This is a genomic window from Pseudomonas putida, assembly GCF_028682175.1.
Classification (GTDB): domain Bacteria; phylum Pseudomonadota; class Gammaproteobacteria; order Pseudomonadales; family Pseudomonadaceae; genus Aquipseudomonas; species Aquipseudomonas putida_AD.
This window is the reverse complement of record NZ_JANHKS010000015.1, coordinates 55,089-78,357: the sequence shown is the minus strand read 5'-3', so window position 1 is coordinate 78,357 and position 23,269 is coordinate 55,089. Positions and strand designations below refer to the sequence as shown.

25 protein-coding genes and 1 pseudogene are annotated in these 23,269 nt (G+C 62.1%); 12 read left to right on the top strand and 14 right to left on the bottom strand.

Annotated elements, in window-relative coordinates:
- Window positions 1-274: 274 nt before the first annotated feature.
- Both NPS29_RS28905 and NPS29_RS28900 read left to right on the top strand, forming a co-directional pair.
- Window positions 275-1,393, top strand: a pseudogene (locus NPS29_RS28905) (Cache 3/Cache 2 fusion domain-containing protein); the annotation flags it as partial.
- Window positions 1,388-2,248 (top strand): methyl-accepting chemotaxis protein, encoded by an 861-nt coding sequence (locus tag NPS29_RS28900; RefSeq protein WP_400606369.1) that lies wholly within the window; start codon window positions 1,388-1,390, stop codon window positions 2,246-2,248. The pseudogene NPS29_RS28905 and the gene NPS29_RS28900, both read left to right, overlap by 6 nt.
- A 15-nt stretch (window positions 2,249-2,263) precedes the next feature.
- On the opposite strand, the gene NPS29_RS13215 is transcribed toward NPS29_RS28900, so the two are convergent.
- The 4 genes from NPS29_RS13215 to NPS29_RS13200 all read right to left on the bottom strand — a co-directional run bounded on the left by NPS29_RS13215 (window position 2,264) and on the right by NPS29_RS13200 (window position 4,830).
- On the bottom strand, window positions 2,264-2,551 hold the full coding sequence (locus NPS29_RS13215; protein WP_274133079.1) for a type II toxin-antitoxin system RelE/ParE family toxin: 288 nt from the start codon (window positions 2,549-2,551) through the stop codon (window positions 2,264-2,266).
- Window positions 2,538-2,840: a type II toxin-antitoxin system RelB/DinJ family antitoxin gene (locus NPS29_RS13210; RefSeq protein ID WP_425312499.1), complete on the bottom strand. Its 303-nt coding sequence runs from the start codon at window positions 2,838-2,840 to the stop codon at window positions 2,538-2,540. The genes NPS29_RS13215 and NPS29_RS13210 overlap by 14 nt, the downstream gene beginning before the upstream one ends.
- A gap of 58 nt (window positions 2,841-2,898) precedes the next feature.
- A complete protein-coding gene (locus tag NPS29_RS13205) occupies window positions 2,899-4,392 on the bottom strand; it encodes a YifB family Mg chelatase-like AAA ATPase (RefSeq protein ID WP_274133077.1) in 1,494 nt (497 codons plus the stop codon).
- 174 nt (window positions 4,393-4,566) lie between these two features.
- Entirely contained in the window at window positions 4,567-4,830 is a 264-nt protein-coding gene (locus NPS29_RS13200; RefSeq protein WP_274133076.1) for an accessory factor UbiK family protein, read from the bottom strand.
- A 419-nt stretch (window positions 4,831-5,249) separates the two neighbouring features.
- Here NPS29_RS13200 and glnK point away from each other — a divergent pair, with 419 nt between their 5' ends.
- The 4 genes from glnK (at window position 5,250) to sutA (ending at window position 8,068) form a co-directional block, all read left to right on the top strand.
- Window positions 5,250-5,588: a P-II family nitrogen regulator gene (gene glnK / locus NPS29_RS13195; protein ID WP_002555808.1), complete on the top strand. Its 339-nt coding sequence runs from the start codon at window positions 5,250-5,252 to the stop codon at window positions 5,586-5,588.
- 33 nt (window positions 5,589-5,621) lie between these two features.
- Window positions 5,622-6,959, top strand: coding sequence for an ammonium transporter (locus NPS29_RS13190; RefSeq protein ID WP_274133075.1), 1,338 nt, complete (start codon window positions 5,622-5,624; stop codon window positions 6,957-6,959).
- A gap of 251 nt (window positions 6,960-7,210) precedes the next feature.
- Window positions 7,211-7,642, top strand: a complete 432-nt coding sequence (locus NPS29_RS13185) for a secondary thiamine-phosphate synthase enzyme YjbQ (protein WP_274133074.1) — start codon at window positions 7,211-7,213, stop codon at window positions 7,640-7,642.
- A gap of 93 nt (window positions 7,643-7,735) precedes the next feature.
- Window positions 7,736-8,068: a transcriptional regulator SutA gene (sutA, locus tag NPS29_RS13180; protein WP_274133073.1), complete on the top strand. Its 333-nt coding sequence runs from the start codon at window positions 7,736-7,738 to the stop codon at window positions 8,066-8,068.
- 327 nt (window positions 8,069-8,395) lie between these two features.
- On the opposite strand, the gene NPS29_RS13175 is transcribed toward sutA, so the two are convergent.
- From NPS29_RS13175 to lptM, 6 genes are read right to left on the bottom strand one after another with little or no spacing between them, the layout of a single operon-like run.
- Window positions 8,396-9,091: an HAD family hydrolase gene (locus NPS29_RS13175; RefSeq protein ID WP_274133071.1), complete on the bottom strand. Its 696-nt coding sequence runs from the start codon at window positions 9,089-9,091 to the stop codon at window positions 8,396-8,398.
- Entirely contained in the window at window positions 9,081-9,986 is a 906-nt protein-coding gene (gene xerC / locus NPS29_RS13170) for a tyrosine recombinase XerC (RefSeq protein ID WP_274133069.1), read from the bottom strand. The genes NPS29_RS13175 and xerC overlap by 11 nt, the downstream gene beginning before the upstream one ends.
- A gap of 2 nt (window positions 9,987-9,988) precedes the next feature.
- Window positions 9,989-10,726, bottom strand: coding sequence for a DUF484 family protein (locus NPS29_RS13165; protein ID WP_274133067.1), 738 nt, complete (start codon window positions 10,724-10,726; stop codon window positions 9,989-9,991).
- A gap of 13 nt (window positions 10,727-10,739) precedes the next feature.
- Entirely contained in the window at window positions 10,740-11,570 is an 831-nt protein-coding gene (dapF, locus tag NPS29_RS13160) for a diaminopimelate epimerase (protein ID WP_274133066.1), read from the bottom strand.
- A 4-nt stretch (window positions 11,571-11,574) separates the two neighbouring features.
- Window positions 11,575-12,822: a diaminopimelate decarboxylase gene (lysA, locus tag NPS29_RS13155; RefSeq protein WP_274133064.1), complete on the bottom strand. Its 1,248-nt coding sequence runs from the start codon at window positions 12,820-12,822 to the stop codon at window positions 11,575-11,577.
- A 9-nt stretch (window positions 12,823-12,831) separates the two neighbouring features.
- Window positions 12,832-12,990 carry an LPS translocon maturation chaperone LptM gene (gene lptM, locus NPS29_RS13150; protein ID WP_274133063.1) on the bottom strand — a complete coding sequence of 53 codons (159 nt, stop codon included), beginning with the start codon at window positions 12,988-12,990 and terminating at the stop codon, window positions 12,832-12,834.
- A gap of 239 nt (window positions 12,991-13,229) precedes the next feature.
- Between lptM and cyaY the strand changes: the two genes are divergently transcribed.
- Together cyaY and NPS29_RS13140 are read left to right on the top strand one after the other, a co-directional pair.
- Window positions 13,230-13,571: an iron donor protein CyaY gene (gene cyaY / locus NPS29_RS13145; protein ID WP_274133062.1), complete on the top strand. Its 342-nt coding sequence runs from the start codon at window positions 13,230-13,232 to the stop codon at window positions 13,569-13,571.
- Window positions 13,572-13,573: 2 nt separating this feature from the next.
- On the top strand, window positions 13,574-13,795 hold the full coding sequence (locus NPS29_RS13140; RefSeq protein WP_274133061.1) for a DUF1289 domain-containing protein: 222 nt from the start codon (window positions 13,574-13,576) through the stop codon (window positions 13,793-13,795).
- A 117-nt stretch (window positions 13,796-13,912) separates the two neighbouring features.
- On the opposite strand, the gene NPS29_RS13135 is transcribed toward NPS29_RS13140, so the two are convergent.
- From NPS29_RS13135 to argH, 4 genes are all read right to left on the bottom strand, one after another.
- On the bottom strand, window positions 13,913-16,762 hold the full coding sequence (locus tag NPS29_RS13135) for a class I adenylate cyclase (RefSeq protein ID WP_274133060.1): 2,850 nt from the start codon (window positions 16,760-16,762) through the stop codon (window positions 13,913-13,915).
- Window positions 16,763-16,966: 204 nt separating this feature from the next.
- A complete protein-coding gene (locus NPS29_RS13130) occupies window positions 16,967-17,215 on the bottom strand; it encodes a TIGR02647 family protein (protein ID WP_274133059.1) in 249 nt (82 codons plus the stop codon).
- Window positions 17,216-17,491: 276 nt separating this feature from the next.
- Entirely contained in the window at window positions 17,492-17,785 is a 294-nt protein-coding gene (locus tag NPS29_RS13125) for a hypothetical protein (protein WP_274133058.1), read from the bottom strand.
- 117 nt (window positions 17,786-17,902) lie between these two features.
- Window positions 17,903-19,297, bottom strand: a complete 1,395-nt coding sequence (argH, locus tag NPS29_RS13120) for an argininosuccinate lyase (RefSeq protein ID WP_274133056.1) — start codon at window positions 19,295-19,297, stop codon at window positions 17,903-17,905.
- 144 nt (window positions 19,298-19,441) lie between these two features.
- On the opposite strand from argH, the gene NPS29_RS13115 reads away from it, so the two are divergent.
- The 4 genes from NPS29_RS13115 to NPS29_RS13100 all read left to right on the top strand — a co-directional run bounded on the left by NPS29_RS13115 (window position 19,442) and on the right by NPS29_RS13100 (window position 23,261).
- Window positions 19,442-20,524, top strand: a complete 1,083-nt coding sequence (locus NPS29_RS13115; protein WP_274133054.1) for a sensor histidine kinase — start codon at window positions 19,442-19,444, stop codon at window positions 20,522-20,524.
- Complete coding sequence (locus NPS29_RS13110) at window positions 20,521-21,267, top strand: LytR/AlgR family response regulator transcription factor (RefSeq protein WP_274133053.1); 747 nt, start codon at window positions 20,521-20,523, stop codon at window positions 21,265-21,267. The genes NPS29_RS13115 and NPS29_RS13110 overlap by 4 nt, the downstream gene beginning before the upstream one ends.
- A gap of 282 nt (window positions 21,268-21,549) precedes the next feature.
- Entirely contained in the window at window positions 21,550-22,491 is a 942-nt protein-coding gene (hemC, locus tag NPS29_RS13105; RefSeq protein ID WP_274133052.1) for a hydroxymethylbilane synthase, read from the top strand.
- Window positions 22,488-23,261, top strand: coding sequence for a uroporphyrinogen-III synthase (locus tag NPS29_RS13100; protein WP_274133051.1), 774 nt, complete (start codon window positions 22,488-22,490; stop codon window positions 23,259-23,261). The genes hemC and NPS29_RS13100 overlap by 4 nt, the downstream gene beginning before the upstream one ends.
- Window positions 23,262-23,269: the final 8 nt, after the last annotated feature.

The window sequence follows — 23,269 nt, the reverse complement described above, 5'->3', positions numbered from 1 at the left end:
CGTAGCAGCACGGCTTGCCGGCGTCGGCGATCTTGATGACGCCATCGCGGGCAAGCGCGCTCCTACAAGATTGAGGTCAGCCACCCGCGCGAAACATCCGGAAATGTAGCCTCCTGTCCTAAGACCCGGTGTAGGACTCAAGTATTCTGTCTGTCAGCCGAATGTGTAATTGCAGAACGTTAGTTCCACATTGCGTCATCGATCCCATCTATTAAATCAGTCCGAATGCGTTTGCTGAGATCAGGACGATCCAGTCGTTCGGCAAGGAGTCTCCATGCCTGCGCCCCGCGCCCGAATTGCCTCACAGCTCGGCATTGCCCTGGCCATCGTCCTGGCCGTTGTCATCAGTGGCAGCACCCTGTTCGCCCTGCGTTCACTGGACTCGGCGAACCTGGCCATCCGCGAAGAACACATGGGCAGCGAAGCTCGCCTGCTCGCCGACCAGCTCACCACCTTTCACAGCACCTTGCGTGACAGCACCCAGCGCCTGAGCGGGCTGTTCGAGAAGCGCTTCAGCAACCTGAGCGTGCAGGCCGATCAGCAGATCGCCGTCGCGGGCATGCAGACGCCGGCGCTGCTGCTCAATGGCAATGCCCTGAACAATGATTTCGCAGAAGTCGATGACTTCAAGAAGATGACCGCCGGCGTCGCGACGGTTTTCGTGCGCAGTGGCGATGACTTCATTCGCATCAGCACCTCCCTGAGCAAACAGGACGGCTCGCGCGCCATCGGTACGGTGCTCGATCACAAGCACCCGGCCTATGAAAAGCTGCTGGCCGGGCAAGGTTACGTGGGCCGCGCGCTGCTGTTCGACCGCCTGTACATGACCCAGTATTCCCCGGTGCGCGACAGCAGCGGCAAGGTGATTGCCGTACTGTTCGTAGGCTTTGACTACACCGACGCGCAGAAGGCGCAGTTCGACAACCTCAAGAGCTTCCGCATCGGCTCGACCGGCTCGCTGGCCTTGCTCGACGAGCAGAACAAATGGCTGGTGCCGCCGGCAGGCGTGAAGGATCTGGATCAGGCGAGCAATACCTTGTCCGAGCTGGTCAAGACCCCGGGCAAAGGCCGTTTCTGGCAGGACGCGGGCAACGACTTCTACACCATCGCCGAACCCTTCAAGGGCGGGCCGTGGTCGATTCTGGCGGTCATGCCCAAGGACGAAATCAGTGCCGTGACCTGGAGTGTCGGCACACAACTGGGCATCGGCAGCCTGTTGGCGATGCTGATTGCCGTGGGCGCCGCGATCTGGCTGCTGCGCAGCAAGCTGCAACCGCTGTCGGATCTGGTCCGGCAGGCCGAGGCCTTGGGTGCCGGTGATCTGTCTGCGCGCCTGAATGTCGCCCGCGATGACGAGATCGGCCAGTTGGCAGGCAGCTTCAACAAGATGGGGCAGGCGCTGGAAACCATGGTTTCGCACATCCGCACCGCAGCCCAGGAAGTCAGCGGCCGCGCCCATGCGCTGTCCGGCATGTCCGGTGGTGCGTACGAAGGCATGGAGCAGCAGTCTGGCGAGATCACCAGCATGGCCGGTGCCGTCGAAGAGTTCAGCGCCACCGCCCTGACCATTGCCGACAACATGGGCAACACCGAGCGTCTGGCCCAGGGCAATGCCCAGCAGACACGCATCGGTCGCGCGTCGATGGAAGAAGCCTCGGCTTCGCTGGAACAGATTGCAGGTTCGTTGGGCAGCACGGCGGCGGTCATCGACACCCTGGGCCAGCGTTCCCAGGAAATCGGCGGCATTGTCAGCGTGATTACCTCGATTGCCGAACAGACCAACCTGCTGGCCCTCAATGCCGCCATCGAAGCGGCGCGGGCGGGTGAGCAGGGTCGTGGTTTTGCGGTGGTGGCCGACGAGGTTCGCAACCTGGCTTCGCGCACCCGTCAGGCCACCGACGAAATCTCCGGGATGATCGCCAGCATCCAGCAGGAAACCGGCAACGCCATCAGTACCATGGAGCAGGGCAATGCGCTGATGCAGGAAGGCCTGTCGCGCAACGCCAAGGTTGCTGCAGCGCTGGCCCAGATCGACGAACAAAGCCGCTCGGCGGGCGAGCAGTTCGCCTCCATCACTACCGCGACCCAGGAACAAAGCAACACCGCGACGCTACTCAGTGCCAACCTGCAGAGCATTGCACTGGCCAACAGCGAACAGCGTGAAGTGGTTTCGAACCTTGCGGTGACCGCGCAAGAATTGAACTCGCTGGCGGCGGATCTGCGTAAGGAAGTGGATCGGTTTCGGTGATCTACTGATGGCCAGTCACTCTGGCGCGGGCGGCCATTGCTGCGCCGCATGCAGCACTCGCAAAATCTTGATGGCGTGGGGGCCTTCGGAGTAGACCAGCACGTAATTGGGCATCACCACCATTTCTCTCGTACCGGGCTCCCGACCCGCTTTGTAGAGTCGGGGGTGCTGTGGGAGATGCCCGATGCGCACGTCGATTTCTTCCTTCAGTCGCCAGGCCGCGGCAGGGTCGCGATCCGAGACAAAGGCCACAATCGCCAGCAGATCAGCCTTGGCAAACTTGCTCCATTCAACTATCAGCACCACGTTTCCTTTTGAGTAACGCCGTTGCCTCGGCCATCACGCTTTCATGGGAGAGGGTCGGGCCAGAGTCTTCCATGGCTTCGCGCACCTTGGCCTTGAACCACTTATCGTAAGCTTCTGCGTCGCTGGTGAAGCCGGGAGGCAGGGCGCCTTCTTTCGCAACTCGCGTCAGCAGAATCCGCACAGCGTCGGATACCGTAAGTCCAAATTTAGCGAGCGTTTCCGCCGCCTGAGTCTTGAGCTCTTCATCAATTCTCACGTGCAGCATCGAGGTTTGTGTCGCCATCATGTGTCCCTCCAAAAAGCTCACTATGTATCTCATTTGAGATACAAGCAATCTGCAGTTGTCATGTCGACGACGGCCGATACTGCAACGCCTCGGCAATATGGCTGCGGGATATCGCCTCCATCCGCTCCAGATCCGCCAGCGTGCGCGCCACCTTCAACAGGCGGTGCGCGGCACGCAGAGAAAGATTCAGGCGCTCGCAGGCGGTTTCAAGCCAGGCCTCGTCCTCTGCCTGCAATGCACAGTGCTTACGCAACCCAGGCAAATCGAGAAAGGCGTTGGCGCATCCCTGGCGTCTGTGCTGGCGCTCGCGAGCCTCGGACACCAGAAGCGCGGCCTTGGCGCTGGTTTCTCCGGCCTGAGGCGGGGCGTTAAGCGAGGTGACCTCGCGCGCTACAGTCAGGTGCAGGTCGATGCGGTCCAGCAAGGGGCCGGAGAGTTTGTTGCGATAGCGCTGGATCTGATCGGTGGAGCAGCGGCAGCGCCCCGTGGGTTCACCGTGATAACCGCAAGGGCAGGGGTTCATCGCGGCCACCAGTTGAAAGCGCGCAGGAAACCGCACCCGATCACGGGCGCGGGAAATCACGATATGGCCCGACTCCAAAGGCTCCCGCAATACCTCCAGCACGCGTCGTTCGAACTCGGGAAGCTCATCGAGAAACAGCACCCCATGATGCGCCAGGGTTATTTCGCCAGGCTGCGGACGACTGCCACCACCCACCAGCGCGGGGCCTGAAGCCGAATGGTGAGGCTGCCGGAAGGGCCGCTGTGGCCAACTGGTCAGCGGCGCATGGCTGGCGACCGACTGGATGGCCGCGACCTCCAGCGCCTCGCGCTCGTCCAGCGGCGGCAGCAAGCCGGGGAGGCGGCTGGCGAGCAAGGTCTTGCCGGTGCCTGGCGGCCCGCTGAACAACAGGTTGTGGGCCCCGGCTGCGGCCACCAGCAGCGCGCGTTTGGCGGCGGTCTGGCCCTGTACTTCGCTGAGGTCGGGATACGGCAGGCTTTGCAGGATCAGCCCGTTGGACTTGAACGGCGCAATCGGGGTGTGGCCGTTCAGATGCGATACAAGCTCCAGCAGATGACTGACCGCGATCACCTTCAGGCCCGAAGCCAGGCACGCTTCCTCGGCATTGACCGCCGGGACGATCAGCGTATGCCCCGCGTCCCGTGCCGCCAAGGCCGCAGGGAGCACGCCCTGGACTGGCCGGATCGCCCCGGACAGCGCCAGTTCGCCCAGACACTCCACGCCATCGAGCGCCAGCATCGGAATCTGCGTGCTGGCCGCCAGCAGCCCCAGCGCAATCGCTAGATCAAAGCGCCCGCCGTCCTTGGGTAAATCCGCAGGGGCCAGATTCAAGGTGATGCGCCGGGCCGGAAACTCCAGGCGACAATTGAGGATCGCACTGCGCACCCGGTCCTTGCTTTCCTTCACCGCACCTTCCGGCAGCCCGACCAGCGTCAGGCTGGGCAAACCGTTCGCCAGATGGGTTTCGACAGTGACAGCAGGCGCTTCGACGCCAACCTGCGCGCGGCTGAGAACAATGGCCAGAGACATGATCGATCCTTGAACGGCACCGCTTCCTGCGGCGTGCTCAAGGATAGTCATGAGGGTGGTGAATGGCTCGGGTGCAAGTGGTGCGGCATGTGTCTGCGCACAATGCCTCGCGGGAAAGCAGCCCTATGTGCGGGCAATGGTGCGGCGAAAAGGGGCATTCCTTTCGCTGGGGGATTATTCCTTCACCTGTCCCGCCACCTGCGCCTCAAGCTCTGCCATCTTCGCCTCCAGCGCCTCCAGCCGTGCACGGGTGCGGGCCAGGACGACCATCTGGCTGTCGAATTCCTCGCGGCTGACCAGGTCCAGTTTGCTGAAGCCGCTCTGCATCAGTGCCTTGAACTGGGTTTCGAACTCGTTGCGTGGCAACGGGGTTTCGCCGTTGAACATCCGCGAGGCGTGGCCGCTCAGGGCATCTAGGAAAGCTTTGGGCGCGAGCATGGTCATTTTCCGGAATCAGTGGGTGGCCAGTGTAACACGCAGCGCCTGTGGGACTTCGCCGGCGGTGCACTGCACGGTTTTCGCGCATCGCCCCGTGCATGGACGCACTGTTGTTGTGCGGATGAAATCGATGATGGCGATGTGGATATCACAGGATCGGGACCGAGGCCCGGCAAATCGTGGTTTGTGACGATGTGGCAAGGTTTCTGCTTAGTGGCATATGACCCATGCACTGATGCAGTCGCTGTGACGAATGCAGTGCGGCAAGCGGAGCAGGGAAGTGTTTCGTCAGAAGCGGTTTTCTGGAGAGGGTCGGGTCTGTTTGAGGCCTTCGACGCGTTACAAAGCCAGACACTGCGCTTAGACTTGAGACGGGTTTGTTTTCCTGGGGCAAGTCCACCAATTCGGGAGAGAGTTTCATGAAGCTAGTCACTGCCATCATCAAGCCGTTCAAGTTGGACGACGTCCGCGAGTCGCTGTCCGAAATCGGCGTGCAGGGCATCACCGTTACTGAAGTCAAAGGCTTCGGACGTCAGAAAGGCCACACCGAGCTGTATCGCGGTGCGGAATATGTTGTCGACTTCCTTCCCAAGGTGAAGATCGATGTTGCGATCGACGACAAGGATCTGGACCGCGTTATCGAAGCGATAACCAAGGCGGCCAACACCGGCAAGATCGGTGACGGGAAGATCTTCGTAGTCAATCTGGAACAGGCGATTCGCATCCGTACCGGCGAAACCGATACCGACGCAATCTAAGCCGCCAAACCCAACGCCCCAGGAGAAAACAATATGACTCTGCGTAAATTCGCAGGGCTAGGAGCCCTGTTGTCCCTCGTAACCCCTGGCTTGGCCATGGCGGCAGACGAAGTGGCAGCCCCTGTACTCAATTCCGGCGATACCGCCTGGATGCTGACCTCCACCGCGCTGGTGCTGTTCATGACCATTCCGGGTCTGGCGCTGTTCTACGGTGGCATGGTTCGCTCCAAAAACGTTCTTTCGGTGATGATGCAGTGCTTTGCAATCACCGGCCTGATCAGCATCCTGTGGATGGTCTACGGCTATAGCCTGGCGTTCGATACCACCGGTATGGAAGCCAACGTTCTGAACTTCAACTCCTTCGTCGGCGGTCTGTCGAAGGCGTTCCTGGCGGGCATCACCCCGTCGAGCATCACCGGCGCTGCCGCTCTGTTCCCTGAAGCGGTGTTCGTCACCTTCCAGATGACTTTCGCCATCATCACCCCGGCCCTGATCGTCGGCGCCTTCGCAGAACGCATGAAGTTCTCCGCGATGCTGATCTTCATGGCGATCTGGTTCACCCTGGTTTACGCACCGATCGCACACATGGTCTGGAGCGGCGTGGGCGGCCTGATGTGGGACTGGGGCGTGCTCGACTTCGCGGGCGGCACCGTTGTTCACATCAACGCCGGTGTGGCGGGGCTGGTAGCGTGCCTGGTACTGGGCAAGCGCAAAGGCTTCCCCACCACCCCGATGGCTCCGCACAACCTGGGCTACACCCTGGTCGGCGCGGCAATGCTGTGGGTAGGCTGGTTCGGCTTCAACGCCGGTTCCGCCGCTGCGGCCAACGGCACTGCGGGCATGGCGATGCTGGTCACCCAGATCGCAACCGCCGCCGCTGCACTGGGCTGGATGTTCGCCGAGTGGCTGACCCACGGTAAGCCAAGCGCACTGGGTATCGCTTCGGGCGTAGTTGCCGGTCTTGTTGCCATCACCCCCGCTGCCGGTACTGTGGGCCCGATGGGCGCCCTGGTGATCGGTCTGGCCGCTGGCGTGGTCTGCTTCTTCTGCGCCACCAGCCTGAAACGCAAACTGGGCTACGACGACTCCCTGGATGCCTTCGGCGTGCACGGCATCGGCGGTATCCTGGGTGCGATCCTGACTGGCGTCTTCGCTGCACCTTCGCTGGGCGGCTTCGGCACTGTCACTGACATCGCCGCACAAGTCTGGATTCAGTGCAAAGGCGTGGGCTTCACGATCATCTACACCGCGATCGTGACCTTCATCATCCTCAAGGTGCTGGACGTGGTCATGGGCCTGCGTGTCACCGAGGAAGAAGAAGCGGTCGGCCTGGACCTTGCGCAACACAACGAGCGTGGCTACAACTTGTAATCATCGCTTTTGAAAAAAATGCCCGGTTTGCCGGGCATTTTTTTGTCTGGCGTTTGTCGATAGGCATGACCGGGCGCAGAAGGCGCAAGCGCTGGGCGCAATCGGCTTGAACAGGTCGCTACAGAGCCTTGCACGGGGCTGCGGCGGCAGGATGCAGCCAAGGGTTTCTGGCTTACAGAAAACGTCACTCATTACGCGCTTTGTTTTTTTTTTCAGCGCGTTAGAATGCGCGCCGAAGGGCGGAGAACTGTATGTGGCAACAGACCAGGATCACGCTACGGGCAAGGCCTCGGGGATTTCATCTGGTAACGGAGGAAATCGTCTCACAGCTGCCTTGGCTGCGTGATTGCCGAGTCGGGCTGTTGCATTTGTGGCTGCAGCATACCTCGGCCTCGTTGACCATCAACGAGAATGCCGACCCGGCAGTGCGGCGAGACTTCGAGCGTTTCTTCAACCGGCTGGTCCCACAAGGACTCGAGGGTTATGAACATGACGACGAGGGTCCTGACGACCTGCCCGCGCACTTCAAGGCCAGTTTGCTAGGCTGCCAGTTGACCCTCCCGGTATCGGATGGACGGTTGGCGCTGGGGACATGGCAAGGTGTTTATTTAGGCGAGCATCGCGATCACGGCGGTGCCCGCAAAGTCCTCGCCACCCTTCAGGGTGAGGGGCACGACCGCTGATAATCGGCGGTAGTTGAATTTTTTCTGGCGGTCTTAGAAATTAAGCGCAGCTGGGCTATAACTAATCTGCTTTCGCAAGTCATGAGGTAGAACATGAGCGACGACGACATCGATAACGAAAGTCTTGACGACGATCTGGAAGGTGAGGACGAGGGTGAGGAGCTTGCAGCTGCTCCCGAAGACGATGGCGCGGAAATTGATGACAGTTCCGATGCCCCGGTAACCCCAACCAAAGGCAAGGCCAAGGCTGCGGTCTCGGTTGATGAACTGCCTAGCGTCGAGGCCAAGAACAAGGAGCGTGATGCTCTGGCTCGCGCGATGGAAGAGTTCCTCGCCCGTGGCGGCAAAGTGCAGGAAGTGGAGGCCAACGTGGTCGCCGATCCGCCCAAGAAGCCTGACAACAAGTACGGTAGCCGCCCTATCTGAGGGTGTCTGATGCCTGCTGGAAAAAGCCCGCTGTCGCTGCGGGCTTTTTTTTGGGTGGGGTTTGGCATGTAGGTTTTCGGCTTGAGATCGTTACCTTGATGCCCTGCGGGCCGGATCGCGAGCAAGCTCACTCCTACATTTTTTGCAACGTGCCATGGCCTGACAGACCGAGTGCACAGCCTTTGAAGCTGGCCGCAGAGATCATGCGCCTGGCACAAAGGCTATCAACTCGGTTCATCAGAATGCGGCACGTTGCAGCAAATGTAGGAGTGAGCTTGCTCGCGATCCGGCCCGAAGGGCATCAGAGTAATGGTCGCAAGCCAACACTCACCCCCAACGCGACAACACCTCAGGCAACTCCGTCAGGCTCTCGATTTCTGCATCGGGTCTTCTGTCGGCTTCCCACACCTTGCCCCCCGGGTTGTACCAGATCGCACGCAGGCCGGCCTGTTGGGCGCCGGCGATGTCGTCGCCGGGGTGGTCGCCGATGTGCACGGCCTCGAAGGCCTGGGCCTTGCCGCGTTTGAGGGCCTCGAGGAACGGCGCGGGGTCGGGTTTGCCGATGCCTATGTCTTCGGCGCACAACGCAAAGGCAAAGAAGTCTGCAAGCCCCAGGCGCCGCACGTCCGCGTTGCCGTTGGTGACCACGCCCAGGGTGTAGGAGCGGGTGAGGATTTCCAGGGTCGGCACCACTTCAGGGAAGATATCCAGCTGATGCCGTCCGTGCAGGAACACTTCGAAACTCTGATCCGCCAGATCCTGCGCCTCGGCCTGTGGATAACCGGCATCCTCCAGCGCATGAAACAACACCCGACGGCGCAGTGCACTGATTCGGTGCTTCAAGCTCGGGTCGGCTTCGACCAACCGCGAGCGGATTTCCCACAGATGCTCCACCGGCACAGGCCCGAGCTTGGGCGCGTGCTCGGCCAGCCAGTCCCGGAGCATGGCCTCTGCGCTGACGATCACCGGTGCGGTGTCCCACAGGGTGTCGTCCAGGTCGAAGGTGATCAGCTTAATGCTCATGGTCAGAAGAATCCTTGCGTTTGGCCCTTGGGTGGGCGCTGTCATACACCGTTGCCAGGTGCTGAAAATCCAGATGGGTGTAGATCTGCGTGGTGGTGATGTCCGCGTGGCCGAGCAGTTCCTGTACGGCGCGCAGATCCTGCGACGATTCCAGCAAGTGGCTGGCGAAAGAGTGCCGCAGCATGTGCGGGTGCAGGTTCTGCCCCAGTTCGCGCTCGCCGGCGGCCTTGACCCGCAGCTGAATCGAGCGCGGGCCCAGGCGTCGGCCCTGCTGGCTGACGAATACCGCGTCGTCCTGCGGGTTGGCCAGTGCGCGTTGTTTGAGCCACTGTTCCAGCGCCTCCCGAGCCTTTTTACCCACGGGCAGGACGCGCATCTTGCTGCCCTTGCCGAGCACCTGAACCAGGCCGTCGGCCAGATCCAGATTCTCGCAGTTCAGCCCCGTCAGCTCGGACAGCCGCAGGCCTGACGAATAGAACAGCTCGAGGATCGCCTGATCGCGGCGGGCGATGAAATCATCCTCGACACCGCCTTCAAGCAGCTGCAGGGCGCGGTCGGTGTCCAGCGTGCGGGGCAGTCGCCGCTCGCCCTTGGGCGGCGCGAGGCCATTGGCCGGATCGTGATCGCACAGGCCCTCGCGGTTGAGGTAGTGATAGAAGCCGCGCACCGCCGACAGCAATCTTGCGATGCTGCGTGATGACTGGCCTTGTGAATGCAGGCGTGCCACCAGGCCGCGCATGGCCTGGGCGTCCAGTGCCTGCCAGCTGGCGATCTGCTGTTTTTCGCAGTAGCCCAGCACCGTGCTCAGGTCACGGCGGTAGGCCTGCAGCGTGTGGCCCGACACTTGGCGCTCACTGCGCAGGTGCGTGCAGTAAGCGTCCAGTTGCCGTTCCATGACTAGCGGACCGAACGCAGGGCGTTGGTGAAGCGCGGCAACAGGCGGCTCAGCACGTCGGCGATGTAGCTCAGGAACAGGGTACCGACCGAACTCTTGTAGTGCTGCGGATCGCGGCTGCCGATGGCGAGCACGCCGTGCAAGCCCTGGTGGCTCAGGGAAACGATGGCGGTCGAGCCCACTTCCTTGCTCTGGTCGGCGCCGAACAGGAATTCCAGTTCGTGCTCACGCAGGGCGCCGCAAACGGTCTTGCCACCCGACATCAGCCCGCCAATGGCCTTCTGCGCTTCGGCTGCGCTGACCCAGCGGCCAACGGTCATGGGGTTGTCGCTGAACAGGATCAGGCTGACGAAGGGCACCTGAAAGTCCTGGCGCAGGCTGTCTTCCACGGCGATGACGATTTCTTCGAGGCTGGTGGCGTCCATCAGCGCGAGAATCAGGCGACGGGTCTTTTCGAACAGGCGGTCGTTGTCCCGGGCCACGTCCATCAGTTGCGACAGGCGATGGCGCATCTCGATGTTGCGCTCGCGCAGCAGCTTGAGCTGGCGCTCCACCAGCGAGACGCTGTCGCCGCGCTGGTGGGGGATGCGCATGCTGGTCAGCAGCTCATCGTGTTCGGCGAAAAAGTCCGGGTGTTGTGCAAGCCATTTCGCGACAGCCTCGGCTTCAAGGGCGGGCGCTGCGTCATCGGCAGGCGATTCGCTGGGCAGGTCGGTTGAAGTCTGAGGCTGGTCGGTCATTGCATGCTCTCACTCATAGACGTACTTGGCCTTCATAGACCCTGACGGCGGGGCCGGTCATCAGCACGGGCTGGCCAGGGCCGCCCCACTCGATGGACAGGCGTCCGCCAGGCAGATCGATCAGCAGCGGCGAATCCATCCAGCCCTGGCTGATGGCCGCAACCGCTGCCGCACATGCGCCGGTACCGCAGGCCTGGGTTTCCCCGGCGCCACGCTCCCAGACACGCAATTGTGCGCGCTGACGATCCACGACGTGCAGGAAACCGACGTTCACCCGCGCAGGAAAGCGGGGATGGTTCTCGATTTTCGGGCCCAGGCTGTGAACCGGTGCGTTATTGATGTCGAAAACCCGCAGCACCGCATGGGGATTGCCCATGGACACGGCGGCCAGCTCGACGCTTTCGCCTTCGACATCCAGCGTGTAGCTGGTGGCCTGTTGCGGCGCATCGAACGGAATGTCGGCAGGCACCAGGCGCGGCGCGCCCATGTCGACGCTGATCTGGCCATCGTTACGGATGTCCAGCTCGATGATGCCGCCCTTGGTTTCCACGCGAATCTGTTTCTTGGCCGTCAGGCGCTTGTCCAGCACGAAGCGCGCAAAGCAGCGCGCTCCGTTGCCGCACTGCTCGACTTCAGAGCCGTCGGAATTGAAGATCCGGTAGCGGAAATCCACGTCCGGATTGCTCGGCGCTTCAACCAGCAGCAGCTGATCGAAACCGATACCGGTGTGTCGATCGCCCCATTGCTTGGCGTGCTTGGGCAGGATGTGCGCGTGCTGGCTCACGAGGTCCAGCACCATGAAGTCGTTGCCCAGGCCATGCATCTTGGTAAAACGCAGCAGCATGGGCTTACTCCGGCAGCAGGCTTTCGCCGGCAAACAGCTCAGTCACGGTTTCACGACGACGCACTTCGAATGCCTGATCGCCATCCACCAGAACCTCGGCGGCACGCCCGCGGGTGTTGTAGTTGGAGCTCATGACGAAACCGTAGGCGCCGGCAGAGTGCACAGCCAGCAGATCGCCTTCGGCCAGTGCCAGTTCGCGCTCCTTGGCCAGGAAGTCGCCGGTTTCGCAGATCGGGCCAACGATGTCGTAGGTGCGGGTCGCGCCGTCGCGTGGCTTGACCGCCGTGACATTCATCCAGGCCTGGTACAGCGCCGGACGAATCAGGTCGTTCATGGCCGCATCGACGATGGCGAAATCCTTGTGTTCGGTGTGCTTGAGGTACTCGACCTGGGTCACCAGTACGCCTGCGTTGGCGACGATAAAACGACCCGGCTCGAACATCAGCGCCAGGTCGCGACCGGCCAGGCGCTCACGCACGGCCTTGATGTAGTCGCCGGCCAGCGGCGGCTCTTCGTCGCGGTAGCGCACGCCCAGGCCGCCACCCAGATCCAGGTGACGCAGCTGGATGCCGCAGTCGCTCAGACGGTCGACCAGGTCCAGCAGGCGATCCAGCGCATCGACGAAAGGCGACAGGGTGGTCAGTTGCGAACCGATGTGGCAATCGACGCCGATCACTTCCAGGTTCGGCAACTGGGCCGCGCGGATGTACACGTCTTCGGCCTGCTCGATGCCGATGCCGAACTTGTTTTCTTTGAGGCCCGTGGAAATGTACGGGTGGGTGCCCGCGTCAACGTCGGGGTTCACACGCAGCGAAACCGGGGCGCGCACGCCCATTTCGGCGGCCACGACCTGCAGGCGCTCCAGTTCGTCGGTGGATTCGACGTTGAAGCAATGCACGCCCACTTCAAGGGCGCGGCGCATGTCGTCACGGGTCTTGCCGACGCCGGAGAAGACGATCTTGTCGCCCTGGCCGCCTGCGGCCAGCACGCGCTCCAGTTCGCCACGGGAAACGATGTCGAAACCGGCACCCAGGCGCGCCAGCACATTGAGCACGCCCAGGTTGGAGTTGGCCTTGACCGCGAAGCACACCAGGTGCGGCATGCCGCTCAGGGCATCGGCGTAGGCGCGGTATTGCGCCTCGATGTGAGCGCGAGAATAGACGTAGGTCGGCGTGCCGAACCGCTCGGCGATGGCAGACAATGCCACGCCTTCCGCGAACAGCTCACCGCCGCGGTAGTTGAAGGCTTCCATGGCTGATCCCTAGTAGGTCGAATGCTTGTGCGAGTGCGATTTGGTCTGGGCGCCAGGTGCATCGGACTGTTCGTCGTCTGGCAGATACAGTGGACCTTTCTGACCGCAGGCAGAGACCAGGCACGCGACAGCAAGCAGCGCGGCCAGTGAGGAAATCAGGCGCTTCATGGCGAAATCCTTTGGATAAGCATTAATTGCGCCCGAGTATACCCACCACCCGACAGATTGCCTATGCGCCAGGGTTCCCGTCCGGCGGGGCTTTGACGCAACCGCCGGTGTGCCTGCCGATGAACGTGCGTTTTTTTGGCGCGGCAAGTCGCCGAAGGGCGGGTATGCTTTGCAATTGGCTGTAAGCGACCGTATCTTGCGTCGCTGCGCCATCAGTAGACACTTTCGAGGTTCCTGCAATGAGTTTGACCGAAGCCCGTTTTCACGACCTGGTCGATGCGACCCAAGAAAAGCTCGAAGATATTTTCGACGAGAGCGACCTGGACCTGGACCTTGAGAGTTCGGCCGGCGTGCTGACCGTGAAATTCGAGAACGGCACTCAATTCATCTTCAGCCGCCAGGAGCCGCTGCGTCAGCTCTGGCTGGCCGCTGTCGCAGGCGGTTTTCACTTCGACTACGACGCCGAGGAAAAGCGTTGGGTCTGCGACAAGACCGAAGAGCTGCTGGGCGAGATGCTCGGCCGCCTGGCGCTGAAGCAGGCCGGCGTGGAAATCGACTTCGAAGCCATCGACGGCAACTGATCGTGACCACCAGCACCGCCCCCGTCCGCCCGCCCAAGCCGCTGTTCAGCAACGTCAGCCCGGCGGTGCCTTCGCCGTGCATCAGCGTGTGCCGGCTCGATGAGCAGAAAGTGTGTACCGGATGCCTGCGCCACGTCGAAGACATCCGCGAATGGCGTGCGGCAACCGACGAGCGCCGGCGCGAGATCGTGCGCCAGGCCGAGCGACGTCGTCTGGACGCCTAGCTCCCCCGTAGCAGCACGGCTTGCCGGCGGGAGCGGTGTGTCAGTTGGAAAATGTCTGGCTGACACACCGCTCCCGCCGGCAAGCCGTGCTGCTACGGGGTGGTGTGACTTGTGGGATCAAGCCTCATCCATCGCATCATTCAGCGACTTCTCAAGCTCGGCCTTGTAGCGCAGAAACAGGATCGTCTGGCCGCGGGTTTCCGTCAGCACACCGGATAGATCCAGGTCCGTGATGTAGCAACGATAGCGCTGCGGCTCGCTGCGCCGGTCAAGGATCTGCCGGGCCACGATGCTGAACAGTTGCTCGCCGAATTCCAGCTCCGAAAACTCCATGCCATCGCAGTACAGCGTGACGTTGACCTCACCCGGCGCGGCTTCCTCGACGATGGCCTGCACGTCGTAGAACGGTTTGTCGGTGCGGGTCACGGGCGCCAGCCGCTGCTCGATACGCCGCGCGCGGGCGCTGCCGTCCGGGGTGATGCGGTAGTACAGGGTTTCCAGCACCTGCGGATCCATCGGGTTGTCCAGCGGCAGCAATGCCCCGCGGCGGTACATCAGCGATTGCAGGAAGCGCTGGATCGGCATCAGCAGGCTGGGCTCGTCGTGCCAGGGCAGGCGCTGGTGCCACAGCGCATTGTGCTCATCGAGTACGTACAGATCGGCCCAGGGCTCGCTGATGCGGTAGAACACCTGGATACATTCTGGCTGGCCGTGAGGAATGATCAGCGACAGATCGCTGTCATCCAGCGCCTGCGGGTCCAGATGGATCGGGCTGTAATCGGGCAATTCCTCGCCCAGATAGTCGTACAGCGCCGGCAGCTTATCGAGCGGGACGTGAGTGACCTGGCCCGGCGTCATCTCCAGCACGTGATACTTCTGCTCGATCTGGATCAGGTAGCGATGATTCAGCCGCCTGGCCAAGAGCAACTGCGCGGTATTGACCAGCTCCTCGACCCGCTGGGCGATGGCCGGGGCGCGGTTGTGGCAGAAACAGCGCACACGAATCACCGGTCTGGGCTGCGAATCGGGCAGGTGATTGAGCAGTTCGGTCAGGCAGTCGAGCAGCGCGTATGGGCCATCGAAGCGGCTGACCAGCACCTCGTTCCAGCTGTTGAGGGTGATCTGGTCGAGGGTCAGCACCAGGTTTTCCCGCACGCCTGCGTAACTGAGCGAGTCCGTGCGCTCGGTGGTCATCAGGATGTTCAGGTCCTTGTGGTGCTTGAGCGGATCGACGCCCACATTCACTAGCAACAGGATTTCCGTCGGCACGCTGGGGCGCAACAGCGCTTCTTCACTCACCACGCCCAGTGGCATCGGCAGGCTCTGTTGCAAGGCGCCTTGCAGGTTGAACAGCTCGAATTCGGTCAGGTCACTGGTGCCGGGGTGCAGCGCCAGGCGGGTGCTGCTGTCGATCACATTGTTGCGATGACACCAGGCGAGCAGCTCCAGCAATTCGCGGCTGCGCTTGATCGGCGCGAAATGTTCCCACTCCTGGATGCCGAGATTGCCGTTGTAGAGGCCCCACTGGTACTTGCCGGGCTCAAGCTTGTTGGGCGACTGCACCAGCGTCAGGGTGTCCTCGGCCAGGTCCGGGGCGATGCCGGGATTGACGAACTCGACCTTGCCCGCCTTGCGCTCGAAGGCTGCGTAAAGCCTGCGTCCGAGCACGCTCAGGTCGCGTTTGTTGATCGAGCTGATGACGTTCTGGTTTCGGGCGAACTGGGTCAGGAAGCGGTAGCTGTAATTCAGCTCGCTGACCAGCGCCCGGCGCTCGCTGGCGACCTGGCGCACCTTCCACTGGCTGCGGCTGTCGAGCAGCGCCAGTTGGCGCTCGTCCCATTTCCATTCCCTGGCCAGCTTGTCGAGCAACTGGCGCTGCCAACTGGTGGTGCGCTGGCGCGGCAGACCGGTGAGTTTCTTGTTCACTTTCAGGTACAGGCTGCGCCGCACCAGCTCCAGCCGCTCGGTTTCGCCGCGGCCCAGCAGGTACTCCTCGATGCGACGGTAGACCATCATGTAGGGGTCCAGCTCGTCGAGGTCGGTGCGGTTGGCGAACACCTGCTGCTTGAGGCGCATGCTCAGGCACTGCACGTTCGGATGTTCGCTGGCGTAGACCTCGGTCAGCAGCAACTTGAGCACTGACTTGTAGGGCGATTCGATCCCCTTGAACAGTTGCCACAACCCTGCGCCGATGAATTCTCCTGGCGGGATGTGGGACATGTTACCCAGGTCGATGGCCTCATCGGCCCGAATGAAGCGCTTGGACAGCAGCGTATGGGTGTATTCGGCGTAACGGGATTCTTCGTAGACAGGCACCAGCCACCACATCGGCGTGCGCCCGGCCAGCCAGATGGCCGTGCGGTAGAACTCGTCCAGCAGCAGGTAGTGCTGGGTGGTCCCGCAGTCTTCGCCGCTCAGTTGCGCGTCGCGCTCGCCCAGCACGAAGCGCTGCGGGTCGATCAGGAAAAAGTGCACCTCGGCGCCCATGGTCGCTGCCCAGGTTTCCAGCGCCTGGCATTTCTTGCGCAGCTCCTGCACCTGCTCGGGGGGAAGCAGGGTGTCGTGGCAGATCCACACGTCCATGTCGCTGTGATCGGCCTGGGCGAGGGTGCCCAGGCTGCCCATCAGGAAGATGCCGTGGATCGGTTGCGGCGCACTGCCGCGCTTCGGTCTGTAGGAAAACGAGCGGGTCAGGCGCTGGGCTTCGGCAAGGGCCTGGGCGTCGGGTTCGTAATTTGAAACACCCGCAGGCGTGGCGCCGGACACATAGCCGGGCAGCAGCGGGTGATTGACGTGAAAGAACAGCGGCAGCAGCGCCAGAACCGATTGCTGACGTGTGGACAGACCTTCATTGGCACGCGCGATCCGCCCTTCATTGAGGGTCAGGAAGCGGTTGCGTAACTGGCTGAGAACCTTGCGGTCGATGCCCTCATCCAGGTCGGGGCGGATTTCGAAACTACGCGTCATCGCGACTCAAGGCCGGCGAGCGGCACTGCTGGGGTGGCGAACTGGACGGCAGGAAGAAGGTACAGGGGCGAGCAACGGTCGTTGACGCGACTGTTAGTGTTTTTTCTGGCGTCAGAATTCTATCGGCGCAGCATCTTATAAATGAAGGGTTCGCGAAACCTTTATTTCACACATCCTGAGCAAAGGTTTCGCGAGCGGGCGACCTCAGGCCGCTTCCTGGGCGGCAGACAGAATGATGAGCAGCGATTGCGCGTGTTCGGCGGCGTCCAGCCCGAGGCTTGTGAGATAACCACCGTCGACCTGAGTGGTCAGGCCTTTGTCAAAGAGTCGTTGGGCGGCAGCGATGGCTGCAGGGGCGGCCACGTGATGGACCTTCAAGCCCTCCTGGGTATTGCGCAGATTGAACAGAGACAGGATTTCCAGTTCGGCAACCAATTCAGGGGTGAACGACATAGAGGCTCCAGACTTTTTCTAATGAATGACGCGGCGAGTGCATCGCAGACGTGACAACCCCGTTTTCGAAGCGGCAGCGGGGCATCTGGAGTGTAGTAAGCGTCTGGGGGTTTTGCAGAAAGTATCTGGCCGGTCGTCAGGTGACGTTTTGGCGCGGGGCATTGTCTTGCTCTCGTAGCAGCACGGCTTGCCGGCGGGAGCGGTGTGTCAGCCAAACATTGTTCAACTGACACACCGCCCCGCCGGCAAGCCGCGCTGCTACGGGGTTTTCGTCGTTTACTCGTCGTCTTCGAGCTTTACGCCCGGTGGCAGCTCCGGCAGGGCGCGCAGGGCTTTTTCGTACCACTCGTTGTCGAACGGGCGATCGGCTTCGAGCATGTCGTCGATTTCGAACGCCAGCACGTGGGCCATCATTTCCAGGATGTCGTCACGCTCGTAACCCACCAGCGTCAGCTTGTTGAACGTGGCCTTTGCAGCAGGCGGGTTGTCGCTCTCGATCTGGTTTTCGATCGCCTGGATCAGGGTCGATCCAGCGAATTCTTCTTCATCGTTGTCGATCTGGTCGCTCATGGCGAACTCCTCGGAAAGGTACTGCTTGTAGGAGCGCGCTTGCCCGCGACGGCGGTGTGTCCATGACTGATTCGTCGACTGACACACCGCTATCGCGGGCAAGCGCGCTCCTACGGGTTAGCGGGTGGCGAGCAATTGCTTGCCACGCACCACGGCCGCCTTGACCTGAGCCGGGGCGGTGCCGCCGATATGGTCGCGGGCGTTGACCGAGCCTTCCAGGGTCAGCACGGCGAACACGTCCTGCTCGATCTGGTCGCTGAACTGGCGCAGCTCGTCCAGTGTCATTTCGGCCAGGTCCTTGCCGGTTTGCACGCCGTATTTCACGGCATGGCCGACGATCTCGTGGCAGTCACGGAACGGCAGGCCACGGCGCACCAGGTAGTCGGCCAGGTCAGTCGCCGTCGAGAAACCGCGCAGGGCCGCTTCACGCATGATTTCGTGCTTGGGCTTGATCGCGGGAATCATGTCGGCGAAGGCGCGCAGCGAGTCACGCAGGGTGTCGGCGGCGTCGAACAGTGGCTCCTTGTCTTCCTGGTTGTCCTTGTTGTAGGCCAGCGGCTGGCCTTTCATCAGGGTCAGCAGGCCCATCAGCGCGCCGAACACGCGGCCGCTCTTGCCACGCACCAGCTCAGGCACGTCGGGATTTTTCTTTTGCGGCATGATCGAGCTGCCGGTGCAGAAGCGGTCAGGCAGGTCGATGAACTGGAACTGCGCGCTGGTCCACAGCACCAGCTCTTCGGAGAAGCGCGACAGGTGCATCATGGCTACGCTTGCGGCTGCGCAGAATTCGATGGCGAAGTCGCGATCCGAAACGCTGTCCAGCGAGTTGCCGCCTACGGCTTCGAAACCCAGCAACTGGCAGGTCAGTTCGCGATCGATCGGGTAGGTGGTGCCGGCCAGCGCCGCGCTGCCCAGTGGCATGCGGTTGGTGCGCTTGCGGCAATCGACCAGGCGCTCGTGGTCGCGGCTGAGCATTTCGAACCAGGCCAGCATGTGGTGGCCGAAGGTCACAGGCTGTGCGGTCTGCAGGTGAGTGAAGCCCGGCATGATGGTTTGGGCTTCACGCTCGGCCAGGCCCAGCAGGCCTTCTTGCAGGCGAGTGATTTCAGCCAGGATCAGGTCGATCTCGTCACGCAGCCACAGGCGGATGTCGGTGGCGACCTGGTCGTTGCGGCTGCGGCCGGTGTGCAGTTTCTTGCCGGTGATACCGATGCGGTCAGTCAGACGCGCTTCGATGTTCATGTGCACGTCTTCCAGGTCCACGCGCCAGTCGAACGTACCGGCTTCGATCTCGCCTTGAATGGTCTTCAGGCCGTCAATGATGGTGTCGCGTTCGGCATCGGTCAGTACCCCGACCTTGGCCAGCATCGTGGCGTGGGCGATCGAGCCCATGATGTCGTGGCGGTAGAGGCGCTGGTCGAAAGTGACGGAGGCGGTGAAGCGTGCGACGAAGGCGTCGACGGGTTCACTGAAGCGGCCGCCCCAGGACTGGTTGGTCTTGTCGGTGCTCATGGATTCGCTCGCTGCTGTGCTGGTTACTGTGCTGATTGAGAATTCGCGTCGCCGTTTTCAAAAGGCGCGGGCGATGATAACAGCATTGCTGTTTTTTATGCCGGGCGGCTTGCCCGCAGGGGCGCGAGGGCAGAGACTGAACCCATGCAAATCGAGCGCAACAATCCGGGCCAGAGCGCTGCGGCCGGAACCGAGTTCTTCCTTCCGGAACTGTGCCTGCCCGGGGCGCTGCTGGTTCTGGTCGTGCTGGCCGAACTGCTGGTGCTGGTCCTGGTGCTGGTCGAACCCATGCATCCGGGCTTCGACTGGGTGCGCCTGGCTTTGATTTCGCTGTTCGTGCAGTGGATCGTGCTGCTGTCGGCGGCGTTGCTGTGCGGCTTGCGGCCCTGGCTCGCGCGTTTGAAGCCTGGCATCGCCGGGGCCCTGGGTTGCCTGCTGGTGGTGGCCGTGACGTTGGCGTGCACCGGGGTGACTGACTATTGTCAGATCGAGGGCGCCAGTGCCGCAGACGGGGACATCGAGCGCTATCTTCGTTATTCGTTGATTGCACTCATCATGTCTGCGCTGATGTTGCGCTACTTTTATCTGCAGAGTCAGTGGCGCAAACAGCAACAGGCGGAGTTGCGGGCCAGGATCGAGTCATTGCAGGCGCGGATCCGGCCGCACTTTCTGTTCAACACGCTCAACAGCATCGCAAGCCTGGTCACCAGTGACCCGCGCAAGGCCGAGCAGGCGGTGCTGGATCTGTCGGACCTGTTTCGCGCCAGCCTGGGAAAGCCCGGCAGCCTGACCACGTGGCGAGATGAGCTGGAGTTGGCCAAACGATATCTATCGATTGAGCAATATCGACTTGGCGAGCGTCTACAGTTGGACTGGGACGTCAGTGCAATTCCCGACGATGTGCCGATTCCCCAGCTAACCTTGCAGCCATTACTTGAGAACGCATTGATCTACGGTATCGCGCCCCGCGTCGAAGGCGGGGTGGTCAGGGTCGAGGCGAACTACGAACGGGGAGTATTCATATTGCGTGTCAGTAATCCCTATGAAGAAGCCAGCCTGAGGCAGGCTTCGAGCGGCACTCAGCAGGCCTTGGCAAATATCGGCGCCCGAATCACGGCACTTTTTGGCCCTCTCGCGAGTCTGAGCGTGGAACGCCGTGACGGTCGTCACTTCACCTGTCTACGCTATCCTTGTGCGAGACTCACGCAGGAAGCCAGAGCAATATGAATGTCCTGATCGTTGATGACGAACCCCTAGCCCGCGATCGCCTGAGCCGTCTGGTTGGCGACCTGGAGGGCTATCGGGTCCTTGAACCCAGTGCCACCAATGGCGAAGAAGCCCTGACGCTGATCGACAGCCTCAAGCCCGACGTGGTGTTGCTCGACATTCGCATGCCGGGCCTGGACGGACTCCAGGTCGCAGCCAAACTGTGCGAACGCGACACCCCTCCGGCAGTGGTCTTTTGTACCGCCCATGATGAGTTTGCCCTGGAGGCTTTCCAGGTCAGCGCCGTGGGATATCTGGTCAAGCCGGTGCGCCCTGAAAACCTGCTCGAAGCCCTGAAAAAGGCCGAGCGCCCCAACCGCGTGCAACTGGCCGCCATGACCCGGCCCGCTGCCGAAAGCGGCAACGGCCCGCGCAGCCACATCAGTGCCCGCACCCGCAAGGGCATCGAGCTGATTCCGCTGGATCACGTGATCTATTTCATCGCTGACCACAAGTACGTGACCCTGCGCCACGAAGACGGCGAGGTACTTCTCGATGAGCCGCTCAAGGCGCTGGAAGACGAGTTCGGTGATCGCTTCGTGCGCATCCACCGTAACGCCCTGGTGGCCCGCGACCGTATAGAGCGCCTGCAGCGAACGCCCCTGGGGCATTTCCAGCTGTTCCTCAAGGGGCTCAATGGCGATGCGCTGATCGTCAGCCGCCGGCATGTGGCGGGCGTGCGCAAGATGATGCAGCAGCTTTGAGCCCATTCGGCTGAACCTGTAGGAGTGAGCTTGCTCGCGATAGCGGTGCGTCAGGCAAAAACTTGCTGCATGACACACCGCTATCGCGAGCAAGCTCACTCCTACAGGAGCGGGTCTCCAGCAGTAATATCGCGGTCAGGTCTCAACCCTTGGAAGCGACACGCCGTCGCATGGCCTGCGTGCACCGATTGAGTTCATGATGCGTGCGGATACAAGACAGTCATTCGGCCCGTCTGGGCCGAACTGTTATCATCGGCGCATTCACTCAGTACGGATTGATCCATGTCCCTTCGCGAAATCCGCATCGCCACCCGCAAAAGCGCGCTGGCCCTCTGGCAGGCCGAGTACGTCAAGGCTCGCCTGGAACAGGCCCACCCAGGCCTTGCCGTGTCCCTGGTTCCAATGGTCAGCCGTGGCGACAAGCTGCTGGACTCCCCGTTGTCGAAAATCGGCGGCAAGGGCCTGTTCGTCAAGGAGCTGGAAACCGCCCTGCTGGAAAACGAAGCGGACATCGCCGTGCACTCCATGAAAGACGTGCCGATGGATTTCCCCCAGGGGCTGGGCCTGTTCTGCATCTGTGAGCGAGAAGATCCGCGCGATGCGTTCGTGTCCAACTCCTTCGCAAGTCTCGACGATCTGCCTGCCGGCAGCATCGTCGGTACGTCCAGCCTGCGTCGTCAAGCCCAGTTGCTGGCGCGCCGTCCCGACCTGAAAATCCATTTCCTGCGCGGCAACGTCAATACTCGTCTGGCCAAGCTCGATGCCGGTGAATACGACGCGATCATCCTTGCCGCCGCCGGCCTGATTCGCCTTGGCTTCGAAGATCGCATCACCTCGGCGATCAGCGTCGAGGACAGCCTGCCCGCCGGTGGCCAGGGTGCCGTAGGCATCGAGTGCCGCACTGCCGACACAGAGCTTCACGCCTTGCTGGCGCCACTGCACCACATCGACACCGCCGTGCGCGTCACCGCAGAACGTGCGCTGAACAAGCACCTCAATGGCGGCTGCCAGGTCCCGATTGCCTGCTACGCCGTGCTGGAAAACAACCAGCTGTGGCTGCGTGGCCTGGTGGGCGACCCTGCCGGCAGCCTGCTGCTTCACGCCGAAGCGCGAGCACCGCTGGCAGATGCGCAAAGCTTGGGCGTACAGGTGGCCGAAGCGCTGCTGGCGCAGGGCGCTGCGCAGATCCTCAAGGCGGTGTACGGCGAGGCGGGCGAGGAGTGAAGGGCTGGCGCCTGCTGCTGACGCGTCCGGCCGAGGAGTCCCAGGCACTGGCCCTGACCCTGGCCGAAGAAGGCATTTTCAGCAGCAGCCTGCCGCTTCTGGACATCCAGCCGTTGCCGGTTTCGGAAGAAAATCGCTCGATCATCTACAACCTCGCTGCGTATTGCGCGGTGATCGTGGTCAGCAAGCCTGCGGCCCGGCTGGGGCTGGAACTGGTCGATGAAGTCTGGCCGCAACCGCCGATGCAGGACTGGTTTGCAGTGGGTGCCGCCACCGCGCAGATTCTCGATGACTACGGCCTGCGGGTGTTCTACCCCGAGCAGGGCGATGACAGCGAAGCGCTGGTCGCTCTGCCGCAACTGCAAGCCGCCATTTCTGGCTACGATCCCAAAGTGCTGATCATGCGCGGCGAAGACGGCCGCGAATGGCTGGCCGAGCAGCTGCGTGAGCAGGGAGTTGCTGTCGATTATCTGCCGCTGTACCGTCGCTCGTTGCCGCAGTACCCGGCGTTCGTCCTGCCACAACGAGTCGAGGCGGAACGCCTGAACGGGCTGGTGGTCAGCAGTGGACAGGGTTTTGAACATCTGCGTCAGCTTGCGGGCGATGCCTGGCCGCAACTGGCGCGGTTGCCTTTATTCGTACCGAGCCCCAGGGTCGCAGAACTTGCCCGTGAAGCCGGGGCTCAGAGCGTAGTGGACTGTCGTGGCGCGAGTGCCGCGGCCTTGCTGGCAGCGTTGCGGGAACAACCCGAACCTGCCTCTCAGGCGTAATGATCGAC

Bases quoted from the DNA above. Each gene is read 5' to 3' on its own strand.
- NPS29_RS28900 (WP_400606369.1), top strand. From the start codon at position 1,388: ATGGGGCAGGCGCTGGAAACCATGGTTTCGCACATCCGCACCGCAGCC.
- NPS29_RS13210 (WP_425312499.1), bottom strand. From the start codon at position 2,840: ATGATGGCGACACAAACCTCGATGCTGCACGTGAGAATTGATGAAGAG.
- NPS29_RS13205 (WP_274133077.1), bottom strand. From the start codon at position 4,392: ATGTCTCTGGCCATTGTTCTCAGCCGCGCGCAGGTTGGCGTCGAAGCG.
- NPS29_RS13200 (WP_274133076.1), bottom strand. From the start codon at position 4,830: ATGCTCGCGCCCAAAGCTTTCCTAGATGCCCTGAGCGGCCACGCCTCG.
- glnK (WP_002555808.1), top strand. From the start codon at position 5,250: ATGAAGCTAGTCACTGCCATCATCAAGCCGTTCAAGTTGGACGACGTC.
- NPS29_RS13190 (WP_274133075.1), top strand. From the start codon at position 5,622: ATGACTCTGCGTAAATTCGCAGGGCTAGGAGCCCTGTTGTCCCTCGTA.
- NPS29_RS13185 (WP_274133074.1), top strand. From the start codon at position 7,211: ATGTGGCAACAGACCAGGATCACGCTACGGGCAAGGCCTCGGGGATTT.
- sutA (WP_274133073.1), top strand. From the start codon at position 7,736: ATGAGCGACGACGACATCGATAACGAAAGTCTTGACGACGATCTGGAA.
- NPS29_RS13175 (WP_274133071.1), bottom strand. From the start codon at position 9,091: ATGAGCATTAAGCTGATCACCTTCGACCTGGACGACACCCTGTGGGAC.
- xerC (WP_274133069.1), bottom strand. From the start codon at position 9,986: ATGGAACGGCAACTGGACGCTTACTGCACGCACCTGCGCAGTGAGCGC.
- NPS29_RS13165 (WP_274133067.1), bottom strand. From the start codon at position 10,726: ATGACCGACCAGCCTCAGACTTCAACCGACCTGCCCAGCGAATCGCCT.
- dapF (WP_274133066.1), bottom strand. From the start codon at position 11,570: ATGCTGCTGCGTTTTACCAAGATGCATGGCCTGGGCAACGACTTCATG.
- lysA (WP_274133064.1), bottom strand. From the start codon at position 12,822: ATGGAAGCCTTCAACTACCGCGGCGGTGAGCTGTTCGCGGAAGGCGTG.
- lptM (WP_274133063.1), bottom strand. From the start codon at position 12,990: ATGAAGCGCCTGATTTCCTCACTGGCCGCGCTGCTTGCTGTCGCGTGC.
- cyaY (WP_274133062.1), top strand. From the start codon at position 13,230: ATGAGTTTGACCGAAGCCCGTTTTCACGACCTGGTCGATGCGACCCAA.
- NPS29_RS13135 (WP_274133060.1), bottom strand. From the start codon at position 16,762: ATGACGCGTAGTTTCGAAATCCGCCCCGACCTGGATGAGGGCATCGAC.
- NPS29_RS13130 (WP_274133059.1), bottom strand. From the start codon at position 17,215: ATGTCGTTCACCCCTGAATTGGTTGCCGAACTGGAAATCCTGTCTCTG.
- NPS29_RS13125 (WP_274133058.1), bottom strand. From the start codon at position 17,785: ATGAGCGACCAGATCGACAACGATGAAGAAGAATTCGCTGGATCGACC.
- argH (WP_274133056.1), bottom strand. From the start codon at position 19,297: ATGAGCACCGACAAGACCAACCAGTCCTGGGGCGGCCGCTTCAGTGAA.
- NPS29_RS13115 (WP_274133054.1), top strand. From the start codon at position 19,442: ATGCAAATCGAGCGCAACAATCCGGGCCAGAGCGCTGCGGCCGGAACC.
- NPS29_RS13110 (WP_274133053.1), top strand. From the start codon at position 20,521: ATGAATGTCCTGATCGTTGATGACGAACCCCTAGCCCGCGATCGCCTG.
- hemC (WP_274133052.1), top strand. From the start codon at position 21,550: ATGTCCCTTCGCGAAATCCGCATCGCCACCCGCAAAAGCGCGCTGGCC.